The organism is Lichenibacterium minor (assembly GCF_004137685.1).
In the GTDB taxonomy this organism is placed as follows: domain Bacteria; phylum Pseudomonadota; class Alphaproteobacteria; order Rhizobiales; family Beijerinckiaceae; genus Lichenihabitans; species Lichenihabitans minor.
The window spans coordinates 40265-64701 of the sequence record NZ_QYBB01000010.1; the positions used below are offsets into that span (position 1 = coordinate 40265).

The 24437-nt window shown below is 72.1% G+C and carries 21 protein-coding genes and 1 tRNA gene; 16 read left to right on the forward strand and 6 right to left on the reverse strand.

The genetic code is table 11. From position 1 onward, the window contains the following. Window positions 1-5 precede the first annotated feature (5 nt). The 4 genes from D3273_RS10830 to ureC all read right to left on the reverse strand — a co-directional run bounded on the left by D3273_RS10830 (window position 6) and on the right by ureC (window position 3708). Window positions 6-758, reverse strand: a complete 753-nt coding sequence (locus tag D3273_RS10830) for a L,D-transpeptidase family protein (RefSeq protein ID WP_129226377.1) — start codon at window positions 756-758, stop codon at window positions 6-8. A 257-nt stretch (window positions 759-1015) separates the two neighbouring features. Then, entirely contained in the window at window positions 1016-1333 is a 318-nt protein-coding gene (locus D3273_RS10835; protein WP_129226379.1) for a nucleotidyltransferase domain-containing protein, read from the reverse strand. Window positions 1334-1342: 9 nt separating this feature from the next. Beyond that, the gene (locus D3273_RS10840) at window positions 1343-1999 is read right to left on the reverse strand and encodes a Pr6Pr family membrane protein (RefSeq protein ID WP_207210760.1); all 657 of its coding nucleotides are present in this window, start codon (window positions 1997-1999) and stop codon (window positions 1343-1345) included. After that, entirely contained in the window at window positions 1996-3708 is a 1713-nt protein-coding gene (ureC, locus tag D3273_RS10845) for an urease subunit alpha (protein ID WP_129226381.1), read from the reverse strand. Before ureC ends, D3273_RS10840 begins: the two co-directional genes overlap by 4 nt. A 237-nt stretch (window positions 3709-3945) precedes the next feature. Here ureC and D3273_RS10850 point away from each other — a divergent pair, with 237 nt between their 5' ends. The 10 genes from D3273_RS10850 (at window position 3946) to D3273_RS10895 (ending at window position 17147) form a co-directional block, all read left to right on the forward strand. Then, the gene (locus tag D3273_RS10850; RefSeq protein ID WP_129226383.1) at window positions 3946-5886 is read left to right on the forward strand and encodes an amylo-alpha-1,6-glucosidase; all 1941 of its coding nucleotides are present in this window, start codon (window positions 3946-3948) and stop codon (window positions 5884-5886) included. Between the two features lie 95 nt (window positions 5887-5981). Then, complete coding sequence (locus D3273_RS10855; protein WP_129226385.1) at window positions 5982-8717, forward strand: MGH1-like glycoside hydrolase domain-containing protein; 2736 nt, start codon at window positions 5982-5984, stop codon at window positions 8715-8717. A gap of 90 nt (window positions 8718-8807) precedes the next feature. Further along, window positions 8808-9305, forward strand: coding sequence for a (2Fe-2S)-binding protein (locus D3273_RS10860; protein WP_129226387.1), 498 nt, complete (start codon window positions 8808-8810; stop codon window positions 9303-9305). After that, window positions 9302-10360: an FAD binding domain-containing protein gene (locus tag D3273_RS10865; protein WP_129226389.1), complete on the forward strand. Its 1059-nt coding sequence runs from the start codon at window positions 9302-9304 to the stop codon at window positions 10358-10360. The genes D3273_RS10860 and D3273_RS10865 overlap by 4 nt, the downstream gene beginning before the upstream one ends. Next, window positions 10353-12614 (forward strand): xanthine dehydrogenase family protein molybdopterin-binding subunit, encoded by a 2262-nt coding sequence (locus D3273_RS10870; protein ID WP_129226391.1) that lies wholly within the window; start codon window positions 10353-10355, stop codon window positions 12612-12614. The genes D3273_RS10865 and D3273_RS10870 overlap by 8 nt, the downstream gene beginning before the upstream one ends. 172 nt (window positions 12615-12786) lie before the next feature. Next, entirely contained in the window at window positions 12787-13776 is a 990-nt protein-coding gene (locus D3273_RS10875) for an asparaginase (RefSeq protein ID WP_129226393.1), read from the forward strand. 229 nt (window positions 13777-14005) lie between these two features. After that, entirely contained in the window at window positions 14006-14953 is a 948-nt protein-coding gene (locus tag D3273_RS10880) for a choline ABC transporter substrate-binding protein (RefSeq protein ID WP_129226395.1), read from the forward strand. Between the two features lie 91 nt (window positions 14954-15044). Beyond that, the gene (locus D3273_RS10885) at window positions 15045-15839 is read left to right on the forward strand and encodes an ABC transporter permease subunit (protein WP_129226578.1); all 795 of its coding nucleotides are present in this window, start codon (window positions 15045-15047) and stop codon (window positions 15837-15839) included. Then, a complete protein-coding gene (gene choV / locus D3273_RS10890; protein WP_129226397.1) occupies window positions 15836-17008 on the forward strand; it encodes a choline ABC transporter ATP-binding protein in 1173 nt (390 codons plus the stop codon). Before D3273_RS10885 ends, choV begins: the two co-directional genes overlap by 4 nt. Before the next feature lie 64 nt (window positions 17009-17072). After that, window positions 17073-17147: transfer RNA gene (locus D3273_RS10895), tRNA-Val, on the forward strand. A 151-nt stretch (window positions 17148-17298) separates the two neighbouring features. On the opposite strand, the gene D3273_RS10900 is transcribed toward D3273_RS10895, so the two are convergent. Beyond that, on the reverse strand, window positions 17299-18171 hold the full coding sequence (locus D3273_RS10900) for an MBL fold metallo-hydrolase (protein ID WP_129226399.1): 873 nt from the start codon (window positions 18169-18171) through the stop codon (window positions 17299-17301). Between the two features lie 84 nt (window positions 18172-18255). Continuing rightward, window positions 18256-18483: a hypothetical protein gene (locus tag D3273_RS10905; protein ID WP_129226401.1), complete on the reverse strand. Its 228-nt coding sequence runs from the start codon at window positions 18481-18483 to the stop codon at window positions 18256-18258. Between the two features lie 111 nt (window positions 18484-18594). Between D3273_RS10905 and D3273_RS10910 the strand changes: the two genes are divergently transcribed. From D3273_RS10910 to D3273_RS10935, 6 genes are all read left to right on the forward strand, one after another. Further along, window positions 18595-18906 carry a hypothetical protein gene (locus D3273_RS10910; protein ID WP_129226403.1) on the forward strand — a complete coding sequence of 104 codons (312 nt, stop codon included), beginning with the start codon at window positions 18595-18597 and terminating at the stop codon, window positions 18904-18906. After that, window positions 18903-19382: a hypothetical protein gene (locus D3273_RS10915; protein WP_129226405.1), complete on the forward strand. Its 480-nt coding sequence runs from the start codon at window positions 18903-18905 to the stop codon at window positions 19380-19382. The genes D3273_RS10910 and D3273_RS10915 overlap by 4 nt, the downstream gene beginning before the upstream one ends. 438 nt (window positions 19383-19820) lie before the next feature. Next, the gene (locus D3273_RS10920; protein WP_165359459.1) at window positions 19821-20393 is read left to right on the forward strand and encodes a GNAT family N-acetyltransferase; all 573 of its coding nucleotides are present in this window, start codon (window positions 19821-19823) and stop codon (window positions 20391-20393) included. A 124-nt stretch (window positions 20394-20517) separates the two neighbouring features. Then, window positions 20518-21771 (forward strand): aminopeptidase, encoded by a 1254-nt coding sequence (locus tag D3273_RS10925; protein ID WP_129226409.1) that lies wholly within the window; start codon window positions 20518-20520, stop codon window positions 21769-21771. Window positions 21772-21838: 67 nt separating this feature from the next. Further along, complete coding sequence (locus tag D3273_RS10930) at window positions 21839-23050, forward strand: MFS transporter (protein WP_129226411.1); 1212 nt, start codon at window positions 21839-21841, stop codon at window positions 23048-23050. Between the two features lie 138 nt (window positions 23051-23188). Continuing rightward, on the forward strand, window positions 23189-24427 hold the full coding sequence (locus D3273_RS10935; RefSeq protein WP_129226413.1) for a putative DNA modification/repair radical SAM protein: 1239 nt from the start codon (window positions 23189-23191) through the stop codon (window positions 24425-24427). Window positions 24428-24437: the final 10 nt, after the last annotated feature.

The following is a 24437-nucleotide window of genomic DNA, read 5'->3' on the forward strand; positions in this document are numbered from 1 at the left end:
GCGCGCTACACCGTCGAGCAGCTTCCGCCGCCGGGCTGGGGCGCGCCGTCGGGCGCCACGACGTAGCGGTGGTCGCAGACGGCGACCTGGGGCGGGCGGTGGGTGGCGTCGAAGGCGTCGCTGCCGGTCTTCAGCATGGCCCAGAACGCGGCGTTGGGATCGTCGCGGTGCTTGTCCAGGTTGGCGGCCGTCATGCGGAACGGCAGGGCCTGGAGCGAGATCGCCGTCTGGCCGCCCGCGAAGGCCTCGTGGGCGAGGCCGTAGATCTCCTCGATCTCGCGGTTCGTCATGGCGTAGCAGCCGACCGAGCGGCAACCGCCATGGACCATCAGCGAATCCCCCGTGCGGCCGAGCGAGCGGTCGTAGGCGTTGGGGTAGCCGACGTTGAAGGACAGGTATTCGCGGCTGTGCGGGTTCATCTGGTTCGGCGCGACCGAATAGAACCCTTCCGGCGCCTGGTGGTCGCCATAGGCCTTCTTGGGGCCGAGCACGCCCGAATAATGACACACCGGGTAGCTCTTCAGCGGCCGATAGCGGCCCGAGCGGTCCTCCTTCCACACTTCGAGGGTGGAATCCTCCTTGGTGATACGGATGAAGATGGGCGCCCCCCGGTCCATGTTCTCCGACTCCATCAGCGCGACGGTGTCGGGGTAGACGGAGCCGATGTTGACGCGCTCGGCGAGGTCGCCCGCGCAGCCGGCGAGCGCCAGGGCGGCGGACAGCGCGGACAGGAGGCGGAGGGGCTTCAAACGCTTCACGGCCGGACGAAACCTCACGCTGGGACAGGCGAGCATCCTGCCCGTGGAGCGCGGGCGGAATGTGGCGCCGGCGGGGACGCGGCGGTCTTGCACGCCACGATGGGCCGGGATGGTGAACGGAGCGTGTGCGGGCGAGGATCAGCCGGCGTCGGGCGGCGCGAGCAACTCGGCCACGCGGGCGAGAGGGAGCCGCGCGATCATCCGGGCATCGTCGAGGTCGACCGTCGCTCGCGCCAGATGTGCGGCTGCTTCGGGCTTCATAAGTCGATGCCGTCGCGACGAAGCTCGGCCATGAAGCTGGTCCGTTCTTGATCTGCGCCTTCGGCCAGCGGCATGGCGCCGATCAGTGCCCCCATGTCGTAGAGGACATCCACCTCGATCTCGGCGAGGCGCTTCGATTCCGTTCCGAAGCTTCGATAGTCTTTGAGAAACTCCGCGACGTCGTAATCCGAGTCGGGCCGATGGTCGCCCCGCGCCCGCGAGCCGAAGAGCACCACGCGCGCGAGGCGGTCGCCGTAGGCGGCGTCGAGGGCCGAGCGGAATCGGGTCAGGACTGGGTCGTCGACCGTGGTCATAGGTCAAGATTAGTACGCGGGCGGGTCGGCTTCCATGCGGTCGCGCGTCCCGGGGGCGCGTTTCGATGGAGGGGCCAGCCGCCGGTCGGCCCACACCAGCCCGAACCCCGCCGCCAGGAATCCCGCCGCGATCAGCGCGGCGTTCGCCGCCGTGGCGGCCCAGCCGATGCGGCCCACGTCGATGAACCCGTAGGGGTAGATCCCGTCGGCGGCGCCCCGTGCCAGCGCGTACGCGAAGTAGAGCAGGGGCGCCGCCGCCCAGGGTCCGACGTCGCGCGGGCGCAGACCACCGCGCGGCACGCACAGGAGCCAGAACAGTATCACCAGCGCGGGCGCGATGCCGTGCAGGAACAGGTCGGCCAGCTTCTCCTGCGCGGTCTGCACCAGCGTGCCGGCGATGAGGGCGCGATAAACGATCGCCACCAGGGCGGCGTTGAGCGCGATCCCGCCGATCGGCGCGGCCGGGAGCGGACGGCGCCGCAGCGCCAGCGCCGTGAAGGCGAGCGCCACGCCGAGGGCGACCAGGATCGTGAAGTAGCGCAGCAGGATCCACAGCGCGGCCGAAGCCGAGCCGTTCGCGCCGAGCGTCGCGTCGAACTGCACCGCGAGCCCGAACCAGGCCGCAGCCGCGACCACGGCCGCGGCGGCGCGCTGCCGACCCGTCAAAACATGAAATACCGCTGCGCCATCGGCAGCACGTCGGCCGGCTGGCAGGTCAGCAGCACGCCGTCCGCCACCACGGCGTAGGTTTCCGGGTCGATCTTCAGGTCCGGCGTGGCGCCGTTGTGGACCATGCTCGACTTGCGCAGCGTGCCGCGCGTCCCCTCCACGGCCACGAGGGGCTTCGACACCCGGAGCGCCGCCGCCAGCCCCTTCCGCAGCGACGTCCCCGACACGAAGGTCAGGCTCGTCGCCGCCACCGCCCGCCCGTAGGCGCCGAACATCGGCCGGTAATGCACCGGCTGGGGCGTGGGGATGGAAGCGTTGGGGTCGCCCATCGGGGCGGCGGCGATCATCCCGCCCTTGAGGATCAGGTCCGGCTTCACGCCGAAGAAGGCCGGCGTCCACAGCACGAGGTCGGCGAGCTTGCCGGGCTCGATCGAGCCGATGTGCTTCGACACGCCATGCGCGATGGCGGGGTTGATCGTGTATTTGGCGACGTAGCGCTTCACCCGCCGGTTGTCGTTGTCGCCTGTCTCGCCGTCGAGCGGCCCGCGCTGGCGCTTCATCTTGTCGGCCGTCTGCCAGGTGCGGATGATGACCTCGCCGACGCGGCCCATGGCTTGGCTGTCCGACGACATCATCGACAGCGCGCCGATGTCGTGCAGCACGTCCTCGGCGGCGATCGTTTCCTTGCGGATGCGGGATTCCGCGAAGGCCAGGTCCTCGGGGATGGCGCCGTCGAGGTGGTGGCACACCATCAGCATGTCGAGGTGCTCGTCGAGCGTGTTGACGGTGAAGGGCCGCGTCGGGTTGGTGGAGGAGGGGAGCACGTTATCGAGCCCCGCCACCCGCATGATGTCGGGCGCGTGGCCGCCGCCGGCCCCCTCCGTGTGGAAGGCGTGGATGGTGCGGCCCTTGAAGGCCGCGATCGTGTCCTCGACGAAGCCCGACTCGTTCAGCGTGTCGGTGTGGATCATCACCTGCACGTCGTGGTCGTCCGCGACGCTGAGGCAGTTGTCGATGGCGGCGGGGGTGGTGCCCCAGTCCTCGTGCAGCTTCATCGCGCAGGCGCCGCCCTCGATCTGCTCGACGAGCCCCGCGGGCGTCGCGGCATTGCCCTTGCCGGCGAAGCCGAGGTTCATCGGGAAGGCGTCGGCGGCCTCGATCATGCGGGCGATGTGCCAGGGGCCGGGCGTGCAGGTGGTGGCGAAGGTGCCGGTGGCCGGGCCGGTGCCGCCGCCGAGCATGGAGGTGACGCCGCTCATCAGCGCTTCCTCGATCTGCTGGGGGCAGATGAAGTGGATGTGCGTGTCGAAGCCGCCGGCGGTGAGGATCTTGCCCTCGCCGGCGATGACCTCCGTGCCGGGGCCGATGACCAGGGTCACGCCGGGCTGGATCTCCGGGTTGCCGGCCTTGCCGACGCCGACGATGCGGCCGTCCTTCAGCCCCACGTCGCCCTTCACGATCCCCCAATGGTCGAGCACGACCGCGTTGGTGATGACGGTGTCGAGCGCCCCCCCGGCGCGGCTCACCTGGCTCTGCCCCATGCCGTCGCGGATGACCTTGCCGCCGCCGAACTTCACCTCCTCGCCGTAGACGGTGAAGTCGCGCTCGACCTCGATCACCAGCGCCGTGTCGGCGAGGCGCAGACGGTCGCCCGTGGTGGGGCCGAACATGTCGCCGTAGACTGGGCGGGGCAGGGTGCAGGACATGGGCGGGCTCCTCGGCGGGCAGATTAGCGCCATCGCACCCCGGGGCGGTAGCCCCTTCGCACCCCAGGGCGGTAGCCCCTTCGCACCGCAGCGCGGCGACGCCCCCCGTCCCGTCGTCCCGCCGTGCGGGACCGCGAGACCCGGAAACGATCTCGCCAGGAACAAAGCGGCAGCCAAGCCGTCTCCCCGGGGCGACACGAAGGCCCGGCGCGGCCGCCGACGAGGACTCCCGACCCCATGGCCGAGCCCGCCGACAGACCCCAGGCGCAGGACGCCGCGGAATGGCTCGAAGCCGACGGCCTCGGCGCCTACGCGTCGGGCGCCGTCGACGGGGTGCGGACGCGGCGCTACCACGCGCTGCTGATCGCCCCCCGCACGCCGCCGACGGACCGGCTGGTCCTGGTCAACGGCGTCGAATGTTTCGTCGAAACGGCGGCCGGCCGCTTCGCCCTCACGTCGCAGCGCTACAATCCGGGCGTGCTCGCCCCCGACGGCGCGTCCCGCATCGCTTCCTTCGCGCACGAGCCCTGGCCGAGCTGGACCTACGCCCTCCCGGACGGAACCGGGATCGCGCACGAGCTCTTCGTCGAGCCGAACTCGGGCGAATGCGTGCTGCGCTGGCGGCGGCTGTCCGGCCCCGAGGGCCCCTGCCGGCTGGCGGTGCGGCCGTTGCTGACGGGCCGCGACCACGGCGGGCTCCACCGGCGCAACGACGCGTTCCGCTTCGACGCCGAGGCCACGGGCGGCAACGTCACGTGGCGGCCCTACGCCGACGTGCCGGCCGCCACGGCGCTGACCGACGGCGCCTACCGCCACGCCCCCCTGTGGTTCGACAACGTGCTCTACACCGTGGAGCGGGAGCGCGGCCTCCCCGACACGGAGGACGTGGCGTCCCCCGGCGTCTTCGCTTTCGACTTGGCCGAGCGCCCCGCCACGATGGTGCTGCGCGCCGGCGACGGGCGCGCCACCGACGCCGCCCGCCACGCGGACGACCTCGCCAAGCTGGAGAAGAAGCGCCGCAAGCGCTTCGGCTCGCCCCTCGCCCGCTCCGCCGCCGCCTATGCGGTGGCGCGAGGGCCGGGGCGCACGATCGTGGCGGGCTTTCCCTGGTTCACCGATTGGGGCCGCGACACGTTCATCGCCCTGCGCGGCCTGCTGCTCGCCACCGGCCGCCTCGACGATGCCCGCGCGGTGCTGCTGGGCTGGGCCGCGGCGGTGGACGGCGGCATGCTGCCGAACCGCTTCCCCGACACGGGGGCCGCCCCGGAGTTCAACGCCGTCGACGCGTCGCTGTGGTTCGTCGTGGCGGTCCACGACGCGCTCGACGCCTGTGCGGCGGCGGGCAGGCCCCTGCCGGCCCGGGACGAGGCCGAGCTCCGCGACGCCGCGGAAGCCATCCTCGACGGCTACATGCGGGGCACGCGCTTCAACATCGGCATGGACCGGGACGGGCTGATCCACGCCGGCGAGGCGGGCGTTCAGCTCACCTGGATGGACGCCATCACGGACGGCCGGGTGTGGACGCCGCGGCGCGGCAAGCCCGTGGAGGTGCAGGCGTTGTGGATCAACGCGCTGGCCATCGCGGCGGCGCGCTGGTCGGACCGGTGGCGCGCGCCCGAGCGGCTCGCCCGGGACGGCTTCGCGGCGCGCTTCCCCGATCCCGCGGGCGGGCTCTACGACGTCGTCGACGTCGACGGCGTCCCCGGCACCCACGACGGCAGGGTCCGGCCGAACCAGGTGTTCGCCGTGGGCGGCCTGCCGTTCCCGGTCGTCGAGGGCGAGGCCGCGCGCCGGGTGGTCGACCTCGTCGAAGCGAAGCTGTGGACGCCGCTCGGCCTGCGGACCCTGTCGCCCGACGACCCCGGCTACGTCGCGCGCTACCGCGGCGACCTCGCGCGCCGCGACGCCGCCTACCACCAGGGCACGGCCTGGCCCTGGCTGCTCGGCCCCTTCGTGGACGCGTGGCTGGGCGTGCGCGGCCGCACCGGCAAGGCCAAGCGCGCCGCTGCGGCCCGCTTCCTGCAGCCCCTAATGGACCACCTCGACCGCAACGGCCTCGGCCACGTGTCCGAGGTGGTCGACGGCGACGCCCCCCACCACGCCGGCGGCTGCCCCTGGCAGGCCTGGTCGCTCGGCGAAACGATCCGCATCCGCCGGATGCTGGACCTCGACATCTGACGCCGGCGGTCGAAGGCTTCGACCGCCGGCCATCGCGACCGCGCGCCGCCCTTCGCGCGGCGCGGCATGATCCGACGCCCGACCGAGGAACACTGATGCCCGACTTCGACCGCGCCCACGCGGCGCCCTGCCTCGCCACCGCCGAAGGCGTGCGCCTGCGCGACGCCGAGGCCGGAGGCTGGCGCCGATGGGGCCCCTACCTCAGCGAGCGTGCCTGGGGCACGGTGCGGGAAGACTATTCGAAGGACGGCGACGCGTGGAACTACTTCCCGCACGACCACGCCCGCTCGCGCGCCTTCCGGTGGAGCGAGGACGGCATCGCGGGCTTCTCGGACGAGCACCAGCGCTGGTGCCTGGCGCTGGCGCTGTGGAACGGCCGCGACCCGATCCTCAAGGAACGGATGTTCGGACTGACGAACCAGGAGGGCAACCACGGCGAGGACGTCAAGGAGCTCTGGTATTACGTCGACGGCGTGCCGACCCACAGCTACATGAAGACGGTCTACAAGTACCCGCAGGCGCCCTATCCCTACGAGGACCTCGTCGCCGAGAATGCCCGCCGCAAGCGGACCGATCCCAAGGCCTTCGAATACGAGCTGTTCGACACCGGCGTCTTCGCCGAGAACCGCTACTTCGACGTCACGACCGAATATGCCAAGCACGAATCCGACGACATCCTGATGCGGGTGACGGTCGCCAACCGCGGCCCCGAGGCCGCCGACCTCCACGTGTTGCCGCATTTCTGGGCCCGCAACGTGTGGTCCTGGGAGGAGGGGCACCCGAAACCGAGCCTGGAGCTGCAGGAGGACGGCACCGTCCTGGCCCGGCGCGCCCACGACGAGGACCGGCGCTTCTCCGCGCTCGGCCCGGTCGAGTGGCTGTTCTGCGAGAACGAGACCAACCGCCGCCGCCTCTACGGCGAGGACGCGGCGGGCTATTTCAAGGACGGCATCAACGACCGCGTGGTCGGGGGCGACCACGGCGCCGTGAACCCCGAACACCGCGGCACCAAATGTGCCGCCTGGGTGCGGCTGCGCGTCGAGCCCGGGGCGGAAGCCGTGCTGCGCCTGCGCCTCGCCCCCGCCGACGCGGCCGCCCTCGACCAGGCCGGCCACGACGCGGTGTTCGGCCGCCGCGCCGACGAGGCCGACCGCTTCTACGCCGCCGTGCAGGTGGACATCCCGGACCCGGACGCGCGCCTCGTGCAGCGCCAGGCCTTCGCCGGCATGCTGTGGTCCAAGCAATATTACCACATGGACGTGCGCCGCTGGCTCGCCGGCGACCCCGCCATGCCGCCGCCGCCGCAGGAGCGCAAGTTGGGCCGCGACAGCGATTGGAAGCACCTGCTCAACGCCGACATCGTGTCCATGCCGGACAAGTGGGAATACCCCTGGTACGCCGCCTGGGACCTCGCGTTCCACTGCACCGTGTTCGCCCTGATCGACCCCGAATTCGCCAAGGCGCAGCTGATCCTGCTGACGCGCGAATGGTACATGCACCCGAACGGCCAGCTGCCCGCCTACGAGTGGAACTTCGGCGACGTGAACCCCCCGGTGCATGGCCTCGCGGCCTTCAGGGTCTACCAGATGGACCGGGCCATGACGGGCACGGCCGATCGCGAGTTCCTGGTGCGGATCTTCCACAAGCTGATGATCAACTTCACCTGGTGGGTGAACCGCAAGGACGTCGACGGCCGCAACGTGTTCCAGGGCGGCTTCCTCGGGCTCGACAACATCGGCGTCTTCGACCGCTCGAAGCCGCTGCCGACGGGCGGCTTCATCTCACAGGCCGACGGCACGGCCTGGATGGCGGGCTATTGCCTGAACCTCCTGCAGATCGCGCTGGAACTCGCCGAGCGGGACCGCGCCTACGAGGACATCGCCACCAAGTTCTTCGAGCACTTCCTGCTCATCGCCGAAGCCATGACGACCATCGGCGAGGACGGGCACGAGGGCGACGAGCTGCAGGGCCTGTGGGACGAGCGGGACGGTTTCTACTACGACATCCTCAACCTGCCGGACGGGAGCCGCGTGCCCCTGAAGGTGCGGTCGCTGGTGGGGCTGATCCCGCTCTGCGCCGTGGCGGTGCTCGACGGCACCATCACCCGGAAGTTCCCCGACTTCGCCGAGCGCCTGCGCTGGACGCTGGAGCACCGGCCCGACCAGGCGCGGCTCGTGTCGCGCTTCGGCGAGCCCGGCAAGGACAACCGCCTGCTCCTGTCGTTGCTGCGCCGCCACCGCATGCAGGCCCTGATGACCCGCGTGATGGACGACGCGGAGTTCCTGTCGCCCCACGGCATCCGGGCCGTGTCGAAGTTCCACAAGGACCACCCCTTCGTCTACGATTGGGACGGCACGCGCTTCCAGGTCGACTACGAGCCGGCCGAATCCACCACGACGCTGTTCGGCGGCAACTCCAACTGGCGCGGCCCGATCTGGATGCCCATCAACGTCGTGCTCATCGAGGCGCTCTACGAATTCGAGAAGTTCTACCACGACGAGGACTTCACCATCGAATACCCGAAGGGCTCGGGGACGATGCTGAACCTGGCCGAGATCGGCGCCGAGCTGACGCGGCGGCTGAACAGCCTGTTCCTGCGCGACGGGAACGGGCGAAGGGCGGTGCTGGGCGGCAACGAGGTGTTCCAGACCGACCCGCATTTCCGCGACCTGATCCCGTTCCACGAGTATTTCCACGGCGACGACGGCGCCGGCCTCGGCGCCTCGCACCAGACGGGTTGGTCGGGCCTCGCCGCCTTCCTGCTGCAACCGCGCCAACGCTCGAAGGGCACGCTGATCCCCGTCACCTCGACCAAGGGGGAGGCGCATTGATCCACGGGGGGGTGCGGCGCCGATCCCGGCATGCAACGGCTTCACGCCACTCTTTGGAACGGCTATAAAACGGGCCACGGAGGCCTCGTCATGAGCATACCCATCACCCTCACCATCAACGGGACGCGGAGGGAGATCGCGCTCGACGACCCCCGCGTGACCCTGCTCGACCTGCTGCGCGAGCGGCTCGACCTCACCGGCACCAAGAAGGCCTGCGACCGCGGGCAGTGCGGCGCCTGCACGGTGATCGTCGACGGCCGGCGGATCAACGCCTGCCTGGCGCTCGCGGTCAGCCACGACGGATCGGACGTGCTCACCATCGAGGGCCTGTCCAAGGACGGCCAGCTGCATCCCGTCCAGGAAGCCTTCATCGCGCATGACGGCTTCCAGTGCGGCTTCTGCACGCCGGGCCAGATCATGAGCGCCGTCGGCCTCATCCGCGAAGCCCAGGCCGGGAACGACCCCGAGCGCGTCCGCGAAGCCATGAGCGGCAACATCTGCCGCTGCGGCGCCTATGCGGGCATCACCGAAGCCGTGCTGGACGCGCAGACCCGCATGGCGGGCGCGTTCAAGGAGGCCGCGGAATGAAGCGCTTCGATTATCACCGCGCCGCGTCCCCCGCCGACGCGATCGCGGCTTCGGCGGCGGACGGCGCCGTCGTGCTCGGCGGCGGCACCAACCTGCTCGACCTGATGAAGGGCAACGTCGTCCGCCCGGACCGCCTCGTCGACGTCACGCACCTGTCCGGCCTCGACCGCATCGAGACGCTCCCGGACGGGTCCACCCGCATCGGCGCCCTGGTGCGCAACGGCGACCTCGCCCACGACGCCGCCTTCGCCCGGACCTATCCGGCGGTGGCGGAAGCGCTGCTCAGCGGCGCTTCGGCGCAGCTCCGCAACGCCGCCACCACGGGCGGCAACCTGCTCCAGCGCACGCGCTGCCCCTATTTCACGGACGGCGTCAGCGCCTGCAACAAGCGCGAACCCGGCTCGGGCTGCGACGCGATCGGGGGCGAAACGCGCCTCCACGCGGTCCTGGGCTGGAGCGACAGCTGCATCGCCGTGCAGCCGTCGGACTTCTGCGTGCCGCTGGCGGCGCTCGGCGCCACGGTCGAGATCGAGGGCAAAGCGGGCGCGCGCAGCGTGCCCCTGGTCGAGTTCCACCGCCTGCCGGGCGACGAGCCCTGGCGCGAAACGGTGCTCGAAGCCGGCGACCTCGTCACCGCCGTGGTGCTGCCCGCCGATGCGGCGGGCTTCGCCGGGCATTCCCGCTACCTCAAGGTGCGCGACCGCACCTCCTACGCTTTCGCGGTCGTGTCGGCCGCCGCCGCGCTGCGGCTGGACGGGGACCGCATCGCCGATGCGCGCCTCGCCTTCGGCGGCGTGGCGCTGAAGCCCTGGCGGTCCCGCAAGGCGGAGGCCGTGCTGGTCGGCCAGCCCGCCACGGTCGAGACGTTTCGCCGCGCCGCCGAGGCCGCCATGGCCGATGCGAAGCCGTCGGGCGACAACAGCTACAAGATCGAACTCGCCCGGCGCATCGCCGTGCGGGCCTTCACGCTGGCGCTCGCCGGCACGCCCGAGCGCGTGTCCGCCCTGCCGGCGTCCCCGTTCTCGTCTCCGCTGGGAGTCGCCGCACATGCCTGAGCAGACCCACACCCGCCACGGCTCCAACGTCGGCCAGCCCCTCACCCGCCGCGAAGGCGTGGCCAAGGTCACCGGCACCGCCACTTTCGCGGCCGACAACCACCCCGAGGGGATGCTCTACGCGGCCATCTGCTCGTCGACGATCGCGCGCGGCCGCGTCAGCCACCTCGACGTCGCCGCCGCCAAGGCGCATCCCGGCGTCGTCGACGTGATGGTGCCGGGCGACACCCCCGGCCTCGCCTTCGACCCGGACGAGAAGGACAACCCCTTCACGTTCAAGATGGACGTGTTGCAGAACGACCGCGTCCGCTACGCCAACCAGGCCGTCGCGGTGGTGATCGCCGACACGCTGGAAGCCGCCACCGAGGGCGTGGCGCTGCTGGCGCCGCGCTACGAGGTCGAGCAGGCCCGCATCGGGCTCGACGGCAACGAGAGCTTCACGCCCCCGGCGGTCGGCGTCGGCGAGCCGCCGGACGTCGACAACGGCGGCGACGTCGAGGCCGGCTTCGCCAGATCGGCGAAGCGGGTCGAGGCCACCTACGAGACGCCCGCCCAGTACCACAACGCCATGGAGCCCCACGCCATCGTGGCCGCCTGGGACGGCGACAAGCTCACGGTCGACACGCCTTCGCAGGCGCTGACCATGGGCCAGGGCCGCATCGCCCAGCTGTTCGGCATCGACCCAGCCAACATCCTGATCCGCTCGCCCTACCTCGGCGGCGGGTTCGGCTCCAAGGCGCTGATGAAGGGTCCGCAGATCCTCGGCATCATGGCGGCCAAGCGCACCGGCCGCCCGGTGAAGCTGGTGCTGCGCCGCGACCAGATGTTCGGCCCCGTCGGCCACCGCGCCCCCACCCGGCAGACCGTCAAGCTCGGCGCCGACGAGGGCGGCCAGCTCCAGGCCATCCACCACCACAACCACACCGCCACGTCGTCCTTCGACGACTTCTACGAGCCTTCCGCCAACCTGTCGCACACGCTCTACGCGGCGCCGGCGCTGAAGACGACGCATACGGCGGTGCGGCTCGACACCGGCACGCCGCTGTTCATGCGCGCGCCGGGCGAGGCGTCCGGCTCCATCGCGCTGGAATCGGCCGTCGACGAGATGGCCGAAGCCTGCGGCATGGACCCGCTGGCCTTCCGGCTGAAGAACTACGCCGAGGTGGAGCCGATCTCCGGCAAGCCCTTCTCGTCGAAGAACCTGCGCGAATGCTACGAGCGCGGCGCCGAAGCCTTCGGCTGGTCGAAGCGGAGCGCCAAGCCGCGCGCGATGCGCGACGAGGCGGGGCTGCTCGTCGGCTACGGCATGGGCACTGCGACCTTCCCGGCGCTGATCTTCGCCGCCGACGCCAAGGCGTCGATCCTGGCCGACGGCACCGGCCTCGTTGAGATCGGCGCGCAGGACATGGGGCAGGGCGCCTGGACGGCGCTGGCCCAGATCGCCGCCGACGGGCTCGGGCTCGGCATCGACCAGGTCGAGTTCCGCATGGGCCGCTCGGACCTGCCGAACGGCGGCATCGCGGGCGGCTCGGGCCACACCGCGACGGCCGGCAACGCTATCCATGCGGCGGGCGGCGACGTCATCGCCAAGCTGGCGCGCCTCGCCACCGACGACCAGCGCTCGCCGCTGTTCGGCGCCGGCAACGCCGGCGTGGTGGCACGGGACGGGCGCCTGGTGCGCCGCGACGACGAAAGCCGCGGCGAATCCTACGCCGACATCCTGGCCCGCTCCGGCCTGCCCGCCATCGAGGGCCAGGGCAGCGCGGGCGCCGACCAGGACGCCCAGAAGCGCTACGCCATGCACGCGCATGGCGTGGTCTTCGCCGAGGTGAAGGTCGACCCCGACCTCGGCCAGATCCGCTGCACGCGCCTCGTCGGCGCCTTCGCGGCGGGCCGCGTCATCAACCCGCGCCTGGTGCAGAGCCAGTATTTCGGTGGCATGATCTGGGGCGTCGGCTTCGCGCTGCACGAGGAGGCCGCGATGGACCATCGCTCGGGCCGCGTGCTCAACAACAACCTCGGCGAATACCACGTGCCGGTGAACGCCGACATCCCGTCGCTCCAGGCCATCCTGGTCGACGAGAAGGACAGCGTCATCAACGCGCTGGGGGTGAAGGGCGTGGGCGAGATCGGCATCACTGGCACGGCCGGCGCCATCGCCAACGCGGTCTACCACGCGACGGGCGTGCGCGTGCGCAACGCCCCGATCCGGCTGGACCAGCTGCTGACGGACATGCCGCTCGCCGCCGAGTGACGCCGCCGGTCGGAGGTTTCGATCCCCGGCCCACGCGATCGGGCGCCGCCCGTGCGGCGCCCGACATGACGCGACCGAAGCGGGCGCCCCGCGCGCCGCTTCGGTCCTTCAGCCTTGCCCCGCCTCGCCGGGCCTGCCACTGACCTCCCCGGGATCCATCTCGGGAAAGCGCATGCGCAAGATCGCCTTCATCGGCACGGGCGGCACCATGTCGTCGCTGGGCGCCGACAGCCTCGACATCCTCGACTACGGCCGCCACGAGCGCCGGCTCGACGCCCCCGCCATCGCGGCGGCGGTGCCGGAGCTCGCGCAGGTCGCCGACGTCCGCGCGGTGGCGTTCCGCGCCGTCGAGAGTTCGGCGATGGACTTCGCCGTGTGGCACGAGCTCGCGGCGCTCTGCACCGACCTCGCGCGGGACCCGGACCTCGCCGGCATCGTCATCGGCCACGGCACCGCGACGCTGGAAGAGACCGCCTACGCGCTCGACCTCACGCTGAAGCTCGACATCCCCGTGGTGATGGTCGGCTCGCAGCGGCCGCTGAACGGCCTGTCGTCGGACGCCCCGTCCAACCTGCTCGGCGCCGTGCGGGTCGCCGCCGACCCGGCGTCGCGCGGGCGGGGCGTGCTGGTGGCGCTCAACGACGAGATCCAGGCGGCGCGCGACGTCGCCAAGACGTCCACGGCCCGGCTGCAAACCTTCCGCACGCCCGACTTCGGCATCCTCGGCCAGGTCGACGGGCCCCACGTCCGCTACTACCGCCGCTCCGAGCGGCGCCACATGCCCGATACCGAGTTCGACGTGGCGGCGCTGGCGGCCGTGCCGCGGGTCGACATCGTCCTGTCCTACGCCGGCGCCGACGGCACGGCCGCGCGGGCCTTCGTGGCGGCCGGCGCGCGGGGCCTGGTGCAGGCCGCCTTCGCGCCCGGCATGTCCACGGGAGCCGAGTTCGAAGCGCTGCGCGAAGCGGTGGCGGCCGGCATCGCCGTCGTGTTGGCGACGCGGGTCGGCAGCGGCGTCGCCATCGACGGCGAGCGCGTGCGCGCCGGCGGCGTGATCGGCGCCGACAACCTCAGCCCGTGGAAGGCCCGCATCCTGCTCGCCCTGGCGCTGACCCGCACCGCGGACGCGGGCGAGATCCGCCGCATGTTCGCGACCTACTGACACCGGCGGTCGAAAAGCCTCGACCGCTGGCGCGCGCCGCCGCTCGTGCGGCGCGACGGAGACGCGCCGGTCGAAACCGGGCGGGGTTTCCGTCGCCTTTGCAATTTTGCATCCGGGATCAGGCCCGCTACACTCGCCCCTCGCGAGCCGATCACGGTCCCGAGCGGGCCGGCCCTGGTCCGGCTCTTGCTACGACCCTGCGACAGCCGGTCGCGAGAGGGGGACGGACATGCGCAATCCGATGGTCGGGATCCTCGTGGCGGCCCTGCTGGCGACATCGTGCGGCGCCAGCCTCGCCGCCGGCGATCCCGCGAGCTGCAAGGCGGTGAGGTTCTCCGACGTGGGCTGGACCGACATCACCGCCACCACGGCGGCGACCTCGGCGATTCTCAAGGGGCTCGGCTACGCCCCCCACACCGACGTGCTGTCCGTCCCCGTCACCTACCAGTCGCTCCACGCCAAGCAGGTCGACGTCTTCCTCGGCAACTGGATGCCGACCATGGAGGCGGACCGCAAACCCTACCTCGACGACGGCACGGTGGAGGTCGTGGGGACCAATCTCACCGGCGCGAAATACACGCTCGCGGTCCCGGACTACACCTATCAGGCGGGGCTGAAGAGCTTCGCCGACATCGCCAGGTTCAAGGACCAGCTCGGCGCCAAGGTGTACGGCATCGAGCCGGGCAACGACGGCAACCGGCTGATCCTCGGCATGATCAAGGACGGCAAGTTCGGGCTGTCCGGGTTCGACGTCGTCGAGTCGAGCGAACAGGGCATGCTGAGCCAGGTCGAGCGGGCCGAGAAGCGGCACGAGCCGATCGTCTTCCTCGGCTGGGAGCCCCATCCCATGAACACCAAGTTCAAGATGGACTTCCTGTCGGGCGGTGACGACGTGTTCGGTCCCGATTTCGGCGGCGCCACCGTGCTGACCAACGTGCGGGCGGGACTGCGTAAGGACTGCCCGAACCTCGGCCGCTTCCTCGAACAGCTGAAGTTCTCGCTGCCGATGGAGAATGCGGTGATGGGCGCGATCCTGTTCGACGGCCAGGACCCCGACAAGGCCGCGGTGGACTGGCTCAAGGCCAACCCCGCGGCCCTCGACGCCTGGCTGGGCGGCGTGACGACGATCGACGGCCAGCCCGGCTCGCCGGCCGTGAAGGCGAGCCTGGGCCTGTAGCGGCCGGCGGCGCGGCACCCCTCCCGTGGATCCCGTCACCGCCCTCGTCACGGCCCGGAAGATCCCCGTCGGGCCCTGGCTCAACGCCGGCATGACCGCGCTGAAGGACGGCTCCGGCCTGTTCTTCGACCGCGTGTCGGACGGCCTGAGCTTCCTGATCGACCACAGCGTCGAAGCTCTCGGCGCCGTGCTGCCGCTGGTCTTCTGCGGGCTCGTGGCGGCACTGGCCTACGCCCTGCGCCGGTCCTGGCCGCTGGCGCTCTTCGCCGCCCTGGCGCTCGCCTTCATCCTGAACCAGGGCTACTGGCGCGAAACCGTGACCACGCTGGTGATCACCTTCTACGCCACGTCGGCCTCCATGCTGATCGGCGTGCCGGTCGGCATCCTGGCCGGCCATTCGCGGCCCCTCGCCAGGGTCCTGCGGCCCGTGCTCGACCTGATGCAGACGCTTCCCACCTTCGTCTACCTCATCCCCATGCTGTCGCTGTTCGGCCTCGGCGTGGTCCCCGGCATCATCGCGACGGTCATCTTCTCCGTCCCGGCCCCGATCCGCATGACGCAGCTCGGCATCGCCTCGGTCCCGTCCCCGCTGCGGGAAGCCGGCGAAGCCTTCGGCGCCACGCCCTGGCAGCTGCTGTGCAAGGTCGAGCTGCCCCATGCCCTGCCGGCCATCATGGAGGGGCTCACCCAGGCCATCATGCTGGCCTTGTCCATGTCGGTCATCGCCACGATGGTGGGATCGGGCGGGCTCGGCGTGCCGGTGCTGCGGTCCTTGAACCAGGTACGGCCCGCCATGGGCTTCGAGGCCGGCATCGCCATCGTGCTGGTGGCGGTGCTGCTCGACCGGCTGTTCCGCCGCCCCGCCGCGGGCGCCGCGGCGCCGTGACGGCCGCCGCCGCCGTCACCTTCGACCGCGTCGACATCGTGTTCGGCCCGCGGCCGGCCCGGGCCCTGGCCCTGATCGACGAGGGCCGCAGCCGCGACGAGATCCTGGCCGCCACCGGCCACGTGATCGGCGTCGCGGGCGCCAGCCTCACGGTGCGGACGGGCGAGATCTGCGTGCTGATGGGGCTGTCGGGATCGGGCAAGTCGACCCTGCTGCGGGCCGTCAACCGCCTCGCCAGGCCGGCGCGCGGCAGCGTCACGGTGCATCACCGCGGCCGGCCCGTCGACGTCTGCGGCTGCGACGCCGCGACCCTGCGCGACCTGCGGTCGGGCGGCGTCGCCATGGTGTTCCAGCAGTTCGCGCTGCTGCCCTGGCGCAGCGTGCGCGACAACGTCGGGATGGGGCTGGAGCTGCGGGGGATGGGGCGCCGGGAGCGCCACAGGATCGTCGACGAGAAGCTCGCCATGGTGGGCCTGGAGCGCTGGGCCGACAAGCACGCCCACGAACTCTCGGGCGGCATGCAGCAGCGGGTCGGCCTCGCGCGCGCCTTCGCCACGGACGCCGACATCCTGCTGATGGACGAGCCCTTCTCGGCCCTGGATCCCCTGATCCGGGCCCGCCTGCAGGACGAGCTGTTGGAACTCCAGGCGCGCTTGAAGAAGACGATCCTGTTCGTGTCGCACGACCTCGACGAGGCGGCGAAGCTCGGCAACCGCATCGTCATCATGGAGGGGGGACGGATCGTCCAGGCCGGCACGGTCGCCGACATCGTCCTTCGCCCCGCCGACGCCTATGTGACCGATTTCGTCCGGCACATGAACCCGCTCGACGCCCTGAAAGCCGACACCTTCATGGTGCCGCTGGACCGCCTCGCCCGGGACGGCGACGCCCTGGTGCCGGGCCCCGGCCTCCGCGTGACCCTCGATCGCGATGGGCGGCCGGGGGCGGCCTGCCGGGCCGGCGCGCCGGTCCGCGTGGTGCCGCTGGCGCAGGCCGAGGCCGCCGCGATCGACGGCGCCCTGGTGGCCGTGCCGTCCGCGCTGCACCTCAAGGCGGCGGTCGGCCTGCGCCGACGCGGCGCGGCGGCCCTCCTCGTGCTCGACGGGGAGGGGCGCATGATCGGTGCCGCCGCGGAGGACGACCTGTTCGGGGCGCTGCTCGGGCGATGACGCCGCTGCGGGCCGGGATTTTCCGCTTGCGTCCCGCGGCGCCGGCGGCTAGACCAACGTCATCGGGCGGTTAGCTCAGCGGTAGAGCACTGTGTTGACATCGCAGGGGTCACAGGTTCAAACCCTGTACCGCCCACCAGTATAGAAAAGGCCTCCGGATCGTCTCCGGAGGACTTTTGCTTTGGCGGTCGCGTCGAGCGTCGCCCCTGCCGGGCCACCTCCTCCCCGATGCGGGGGAGGGGCGCCCGTGCTGCGCGACGGGAGCGCGTCCGCGCTTCCGCCGCTCGCCATCACAGAAGGGCGGAGGTCCACGGCAGGTCGACCTTGCGGAAGCCCGCGCCGTCCCGCTCCACCGTCAGGAAGCCCGGCATGTTGAAGTGCATGCCCGCCACCGCGAGCCTGTCGCTCGCCACTTGGTCCAGCACCTTCATGCGCGTGGCCCGCGCGCCGTCGGGGTCGACGTCGAAGCCGATCGTCACCTCGGGCCTGCGGATCTGGACATCGGCCAGGTGGGTGATGTCGGCCCAGATCAGCAGTTGCTCGGCGCCCGACTGGATGTGGTAGCCCGAATGGCCCGGCGTGTGGCCCGGCAGCGGCATCAGCGAGATCCCCGGCAGCACCTCGCCGGCGCCGACGAGCTTGAGGTTCGGCTGGTAGGCGTCGAGCGCGGTGCGGGCCGCCTTGAAGAAGGGTTCGGCGTCGGCGCCCGCCGAGGCCATGATGGCGTCGTCGCGCCAGAATCGGGCTTCGGCCTCGTTGACGATCACCTCGGCCTTGGGGAAGAGCGGCTTGCCGTGCAGCGTCAGCCCGCCGACGTGGTCGACGTGGGCGTGGGTCAGCAGGATCGTGTCGACGTCGGCCGGCTCGACGCCCGCCGCCGCCAGCGCCACCGGGAATCGCCCGCCCCAGCCGTTGAACCCGCCGGTGCCGGCATCGACCAGCACCGTCCGCCCCCGACCCTGGATGACGTAGGACGCGATGGAGATGTGGGCGAGCGGCGGCCGGTGCGCTTCCTTCAGCATGGCCTCGGCCTCGGACGCCTCGATGCCCTGGAAATAGGCGAAGGAGCCGTCGAGGAAGCCGTCGCTGAGGTAGGTGACGACGTAGTCGCCGACCTTGCGGCGGTTCAGCGCCGGGGCCTGGACGTCGGGCTGGATGGTCATGGGTCGAACTCCGGGACGGCCCGGAGGGCTCCGGGCATGGCCCGGGTTATCGAGCGGGGCGGCGCCCTGGCAAGGCCGCGGGCCTCAGTTGCCCGACGCGGCGGCGTCCTTGAAGACCGAGGTGTCGGCAGCCTCCTCGGCCCGGAAGAAGTGGAAACCGCGGTGGTCGACCTCGTGGGCCGTCTCCGTGGAAGCCTGCCACGGGCCCAGCAGCGTCCAATCCTTGTGGCCGAGCTCGGTGGGCAGCATGGCGCCCGACGCCACCACCAGCCGCACGTGCGGCTCGTCCTTGTAGACCCAGCATTCGTACATGGAGCGTCTCCTTCCAGCGGGAGATGCCGCCCTCCGCCGCGACGTCAAGGCCCGCACCTTTCAGCAGCCCCGAGGCGTTGGGGCGCAGTGGATCGGCAACCGGGGAACAGCATGGCACACGACGTACCGAGCGGGCGTGGCGGCGACACCGTCCTGCAGCTGAAGGACGACATCGACTCGGGCCGCACCGGCTCGAAGACCGCCACGGCGGACCCCGGGATGGCGTCGCTCGGCACCTGCGAGGAAGCCGGCGGCAACCCCGCGACGCCGGCCGAGATCGCGCTCGCCCGCAAGGAGGAGAAGAAGATCGGCCGCATCGCCACCGCGAACGACAAGCCCGCCACCAACATCCCGCTGATGGCGATGATCGGCGTGGTCGTCGTGGTGGCCATCGTGGCGATCGCCTTCTACCTCACCCGATGAGCCGCGACCGCACCGCGGGGCTCGGCACGGCCGTGCTGGTGACGGGGACGGTGGCGGGCCTGCTGTCGGCCGTCGGCCTGGCCATGGCGGCCGAAGCCGAGGGCAAGGCGCCGCTCCGGCCCTTGAACGCCACCAGCCACTGGCTCAACGGCGACTTCGCCGGCCTCGACGAGGGGCTGAACCCGCGCCGCACCGGCGTCGGCTTCGCCACCAACCACGCCGCCTGCCTGTTCTGGGCGCTTCCCTTCACGGCGTGGCAGCGCCTGCACCCGGCCGAAACGGCGGGCGCGCTGGTGCGCGACGGGCTGGTGATGGCGGCGATCGCCGCGGCGGTCGACTACGGCGCGACCCCGAAGCGCTTCACGCCGGGGTGGGAGCTCGTGCTGTCCAAGGCCGGCATGGCGGGCGCCTACGCGGCCCTGGCGGTGGGTTTCGCGGCGGGCGCGTCGCTCGACCGGCGCCGCTTGCGCCCCTGATCCGACGTCGTCAGCCGTTTTCTCGCCCTGGGACACACGGGGACTAAACGAGGGCGTGCGACGCATGGCCGAGTCATCGGCCGGCCTCACCCGAGCGCGGCGCTTCCGGGCGGCGCCGACCGGCCCCGGGTGGCCCTGCTCACACTGCCCGAGGCGGAACCGGAGGCGCTCCCGTCACCTGCCGCCGGACGGGCTCGGCCGGCTCGCCCGCGCCGCCGCCGTGGTCCGCCGGGTCGCGCGGGCGAGCCACGGGGCCGGATGCGACCGGCGTCGCCGCAGCTTCATGGCGGCCATGCGGCGGGAGGGCTGTCTCGACCCGCCGAAACCGACCATATGGTCGGTGAGGGGTGAAACGTCCGACATATGGGCCCGCGTGCCGCCGACATCGACGCCCGATCGGGGCGCGGTGACGATGGAACGGGCCGACAGGTTGCCATCATGGACGCCCCGCTTTCCCGTTCCGCCCCCCTGCTGTCGATCGACCGGGCCTTCCTGGCCCGCTCGGGCGAGGTGTACCGGATCCGTCCCATACGGCGGTCCGACGAGGCGGCGCTGCGCGACATGTTCCGGCGCTGCTCGGCCGAAGACCTCCGTCTGCGCTGCTTCGGCATCTCGAAGACCTTTCCGGAGGTCTTCGCCAACCGCCTCGCGGGGCTGACCGGCGGAACCGAATTCGCCATCGCGGCGGTGGCGCCCTCGGGCGAGATCGGCGGCGTGGTCCACGCCGTGGGGTTGCCCGGCGCGGCGGGGGACGCCGACTACGACATCATGGTCCGCACGGACCTGAAGGGGCAGGGCATCGGCGCGCGCCTGATGCGCGACATGCTGAGCGAAGCCGTCCGCTCGGGTTTCACGGCGGTGCACGGCGACGTCATGATGGCCAACCGCGCCATGCTGCTGCTCGCGGGCGACCTCGGTTTCCGGCGCATCGGCATGGAAGGCGGCGTGGTCCGCATCGCGGCCCATCCGTCGGCGGACCCGAGCGCTCCCCGGGGCCTCGCCGACGCCTGACGCCGGCGCCCGCGGAGCGCCCGTGCGGCTGGCGGAGCGGACGCCGCCGCTGGTAGACGGAAGCCTGGACATCGGTTTCCCGCGCCGTCGACCGCGGCCCGGGGATCCAGGGCTCGGAGCCGCCATGACCATCGACCAGCTTTCCCCATCCATCGATCCCGCCAAGCTCGACCGCCTCGCCGAAACGGCCGTGCGGGTCGGCCTGGGGCTCGAACCCGGCCAGCCCCTGGTCATCACCGCGCCCGTCGAAGCCTTGCCGCTGGTGCGCCGCATCGCCCACCACGCCTATGCGGCGGGGGCGAGCCTCGTGACGCCCATCCTGTCCGACCCCGGCGTCACGCTGGCCCGCTTCGAAGCGGGGCGGGACGCGAGCTTCGACGCCGCCCCGGCCTGGCTTTACGACGGCATGGCGCAGGCCTTCGACGGCAATGCGGCGCGGCTCGCCGTGGTGGGCGAGGACCCGATGCTGCTCGCCGGCCAGGACGCGTCCCGCGTGGCGCGCGTCGGCAAGGCGCAGTCGATGGCCTACCGCCCGGCGCTCGACCGCATCGCCGGCTTCGCGGTCAACTGGACCATCGCGGCCTATCCGGGCGCCGCCTGGGCGTCCCGCATGTTCCCGGACGACGCGCCCGACGTCGCGGTGGGCCGGCTCGCCGAGGCGATCTTCGCGGCGTCGCGCATCGACGGCCCGGATCCCGTCGCCGCCTGGGACCGCCACAACGCGGCGCTGCGCGCCCGGACCGCGTGGCTCAACGGCCAGCGCTTCGACGCCCTGCGCTATTCCGGCCCCGGCACGGAGCTGACGATCGGCCTCGCCGAGGGCCACGAGTGGCACGGCGGAGCGTCCCGCGCGAAGAACGGGATCCTGTGCAACCCCAACATCCCCACCGAGGAGGTGTTCACCACGCCCCACGCGCGGCGGGTGGACGGCCATGTCGCCAGCACCAAGCCGCTGTCGCACGGGGGCACGCTGATCGACGGCATCGCGGTTCGCTTCGAGGCCGGCCGCATCGTCGACGCGCGGGCGTCGCGCGGGGATGCGGTGCTGGCGGACCTGCTCGACACCGACGAGGGCGCGCGGCGCCTCGGCGAAGTGGCGCTGGTGCCGCATTCGTCGCCGATCTCGGCCAGCGGGCTCCTGTTCTTCAACACGCTGTTCGACGAGAACGCCGCCTGCCACATCGCGCTCGGCCAATGCTACGCCAAGTGCTTCGAGGACGGGGCGACGCTGACGCCCGACGAGATCGCGGCCCGCGGCGGCAATTCCAGCGCCATCCACGTCGACTGGATGATCGGTTCCGACCGCATCGACATCGACGGGGTCCGCGCCGACGGGAGCCGGGTGCCGGTGTTCCGCGCCGGGGAATGGGCGGCCTGACGTCCCAGGCGGAGGGACGGGGCCCGCCCGCGTTGACCTCGGCGCGCGCCCGTGGGACGCCCTGGCCATGGACGCCCCACCCACCGCCCCGACCGTCATCGCCCCGCGCGCGTCCCGCTTCGGGCGCGTTCTGCTCGGCCTGGGCATCCTGCTCATCGCGCTGAACCTGCGCACGCTGTTCCCGTCGCTGTCCGCGCTGCTGCCGGAGGTGATGGCGGGGACGGGCGCGTCGCCGGGCCTCGCCAGCCTGATGACGACCCTGCCGGTGCTGTGCCTCGGCGTCTTCTCCTTCGGGGCGGCGCCCGTCGCCCGCCGGCTCGGCACCGAGCGGGCCGTGCTGCTGGCGCTCTGCGCCGTGGCGGCCGGGACGGCGCTTCGGGGCTCGGCCGCCGTGCCGGCGCTGCTCGGCGGCGGCGTGCTGGCGGGGGCGGGCATCGCCTTCGGCAACGTGCTGCTGCCCGGCCTCGTCAAGCGCGACTTCCCCGACCGCATCGCGGCGATGACGGGACTCTATTCGATGTCCCTCAGCGCCGGCGCGGCCGTGGCCGCCGCCCTCACGGTGCCGGTGGCGCGGGCCGCGGGCTCCTGGGCGGAGGGCCTCGCCGTCTGGGCGCTGCCGGCCGCCGCCGCGGCGCTCCTGTGGCTGCCCCGCGCCGCCCGGCGACCCGGAGCGACCGCGGCCGTCGCCGCCTCGGGAGCCCGGCCGCTGTGGCGCAGCGGCCTCGCTTGGCAGGTGAGCCTGTTCATGGGGCTGCAGTCGGCCCTGGCCTATTGCGTGTTCGGCTGGCTCGCGCCCATCATGCGGGACCGCGGGCTCGACGCCGCCGCGGCGGGCTTCCTGCTGTCGCTGTCGGTCGTCGGCCAGATGGTCGGCTGTCTCGCCGCGCCCGCGCTGGCGACGCTCGGCCGCGACCAGCGCGCCGCCGCGACGGCCCTCTACGCCCTCGTGCTGGCGGGCCTCGCCGGCTGCTTCTACGCGCCGCTCGGCACGGCCTGGATCTCGGCGGTGCTGCTCGGCCTGGGGCAGGGCGGGCTGCTCGCCGTGGCGCTGACGGTCATCCTGCTGCGCGCGCCCGACGCCGGCGTGGCGGCGCGCCTGTCCGGCATGGCGCAGGGCATCGGCTACACGCTGGCGGCCGGCGGACCTTTGCTGGTCGGCGTGATCCGGCAGGCCGAGGGCGGCTTCGGCGCCGTGCCGATCCTGTTCGCGGCCCTGATCGCGCTCGGCGTCGCGTCGGGCCTCGCGGCGGGGCGTGCGGAGATCATCGACCTGGCTTGAACCGCCTGTGGGCAATCCGTCGCGCGCCGTTGAACCGCGGCGCCGCGGACCCACCTCGGAAGGGGACGGGCGACGCGGATTCGCCTCTCCGGGCCGCTTGGCCTACAAGAACGTTCCGAGAACAGGGCTCCCCCGTCGATGGCGCGTTTGGACATCACCGAGAAGCTGGCCGTGCTGGCCGACGCCGCCAAGTACGACGCGTCCTGCGCGTCGTCCGGCGCCAAGCCGCGCCGGGAGCCGGCGAAGGCGGGCGGCATCGGCTCGATCACCGGGCAGGGGATCTGCCATTCCTACGCGCCCGACGGCCGCTGCATCTCGCTCCTGAAGCTGCTGCTCACCAACCACTGCATCTACGATTGCCTGTATTGTGTGAACCGCGTGTCCTCCGACGTGCGGCGGGCGCGCTTCACCCCCGAGGAGGTCGTGCAGCTGACGCTTGACTTCTACCGCCGCAACTACATCGAGGGGCTGTTCCTGTCCTCGGGCATCATCCGCTCGCCCGACTACACGATGGAGCAGCTCGTGCGCGTCGCCCAGCTCCTCCGGGAAGAGCACGGCTTCCGCGGCTACATCCACCTGAAGACCATCCCCGACGCCGACCCGAACCTGATCGAGCAGGCCGGGCGCTTCGCCGACCGCCTGTCGATCAACGTGGAGCTGCCGAAGGCGACGTCGCTGGAGAAGCTCGCCCCGCAGAAGCAGGCGTCCACCATCCGCAAGGCGATGGGCGGGCTGCGGCTGCGGCTCGACGAGGCCGAGGACGAGCGCAAGCGCTCCCGCCGCGCCCCGGCCTTCGCGCCGGCCGGGCAGAGCACGCAGATGATCGTCGGTGCCGATGGCGAAAAGGATTCCGACATCCTCGAGTCGAGCGCGACCCTGTACTCGGGCTACAAGCTGAAGCGCGTGTATTACTCGGCCTACAGCCCCATCCCGGGGTCGAGCCAGTCGCTGCCGGCCCGCAAGCCGCCGCTGATGCGCGAGCACCGGCTCTACCAGGCCGACTGGCTCTACCGCTACTACGGCTTCGCCATGGACGAGGTGGTGGGCGCCACCGACGGCGGCATGCTCGACCTCGACCTCGACCCGAAGCTCGCCTGGGCGCTGCGCAACCGCGGGCGCTTCCCCATCGACGTCAATTCGGCGTCGCGCGAGGACCTGCTGCGCGTGCCGGGCCTGGGCGTGAAGAGCGTCGACCGCATCATCGACATCCGGCGCCTCACGGCCATGCGGCTCGACGACGTGGCGAAGCTGGCGCGCTCGGCGAAGGCGCTGCGCCCCTTCGTGACGGCGCTCGACTGGACGCCCGGCGCCAGCCTCGACGGCGCCCACCTCGCCCGCGCCGTGAAGCGGCCGGCCGAACAGCTGAGCCTGTTCTGATGCGGCGGGC

Excerpts from the sequence above, each read along its gene's own strand:
- D3273_RS10835 (WP_129226379.1), bottom strand. The coding sequence starts at position 1,333 with ATGACCACGGTCGACGACCCAGTCCTGACCCGATTCCGCTCGGCCCTC.
- ureC (WP_129226381.1), bottom strand. The coding sequence starts at position 3,708 with ATGTCCTGCACCCTGCCCCGCCCAGTCTACGGCGACATGTTCGGCCCC.
- D3273_RS10850 (WP_129226383.1), top strand. The coding sequence starts at position 3,946 with ATGGCCGAGCCCGCCGACAGACCCCAGGCGCAGGACGCCGCGGAATGG.
- D3273_RS10855 (WP_129226385.1), top strand. The coding sequence starts at position 5,982 with ATGCCCGACTTCGACCGCGCCCACGCGGCGCCCTGCCTCGCCACCGCC.
- D3273_RS10860 (WP_129226387.1), top strand. The coding sequence starts at position 8,808 with ATGAGCATACCCATCACCCTCACCATCAACGGGACGCGGAGGGAGATC.
- D3273_RS10865 (WP_129226389.1), top strand. The coding sequence starts at position 9,302 with ATGAAGCGCTTCGATTATCACCGCGCCGCGTCCCCCGCCGACGCGATC.
- D3273_RS10870 (WP_129226391.1), top strand. The coding sequence starts at position 10,353 with ATGCCTGAGCAGACCCACACCCGCCACGGCTCCAACGTCGGCCAGCCC.
- D3273_RS10875 (WP_129226393.1), top strand. The coding sequence starts at position 12,787 with ATGCGCAAGATCGCCTTCATCGGCACGGGCGGCACCATGTCGTCGCTG.
- D3273_RS10880 (WP_129226395.1), top strand. The coding sequence starts at position 14,006 with ATGCGCAATCCGATGGTCGGGATCCTCGTGGCGGCCCTGCTGGCGACA.
- D3273_RS10885 (WP_129226578.1), top strand. The coding sequence starts at position 15,045 with ATGACCGCGCTGAAGGACGGCTCCGGCCTGTTCTTCGACCGCGTGTCG.
- D3273_RS10900 (WP_129226399.1), bottom strand. The coding sequence starts at position 18,171 with ATGACCATCCAGCCCGACGTCCAGGCCCCGGCGCTGAACCGCCGCAAG.
- D3273_RS10905 (WP_129226401.1), bottom strand. The coding sequence starts at position 18,483 with ATGTACGAATGCTGGGTCTACAAGGACGAGCCGCACGTGCGGCTGGTG.
- D3273_RS10910 (WP_129226403.1), top strand. The coding sequence starts at position 18,595 with ATGGCACACGACGTACCGAGCGGGCGTGGCGGCGACACCGTCCTGCAG.
- D3273_RS10915 (WP_129226405.1), top strand. The coding sequence starts at position 18,903 with ATGAGCCGCGACCGCACCGCGGGGCTCGGCACGGCCGTGCTGGTGACG.
- D3273_RS10920 (WP_165359459.1), top strand. The coding sequence starts at position 19,821 with ATGGACGCCCCGCTTTCCCGTTCCGCCCCCCTGCTGTCGATCGACCGG.
- D3273_RS10925 (WP_129226409.1), top strand. The coding sequence starts at position 20,518 with ATGACCATCGACCAGCTTTCCCCATCCATCGATCCCGCCAAGCTCGAC.
- D3273_RS10930 (WP_129226411.1), top strand. The coding sequence starts at position 21,839 with ATGGACGCCCCACCCACCGCCCCGACCGTCATCGCCCCGCGCGCGTCC.
- D3273_RS10935 (WP_129226413.1), top strand. The coding sequence starts at position 23,189 with ATGGCGCGTTTGGACATCACCGAGAAGCTGGCCGTGCTGGCCGACGCC.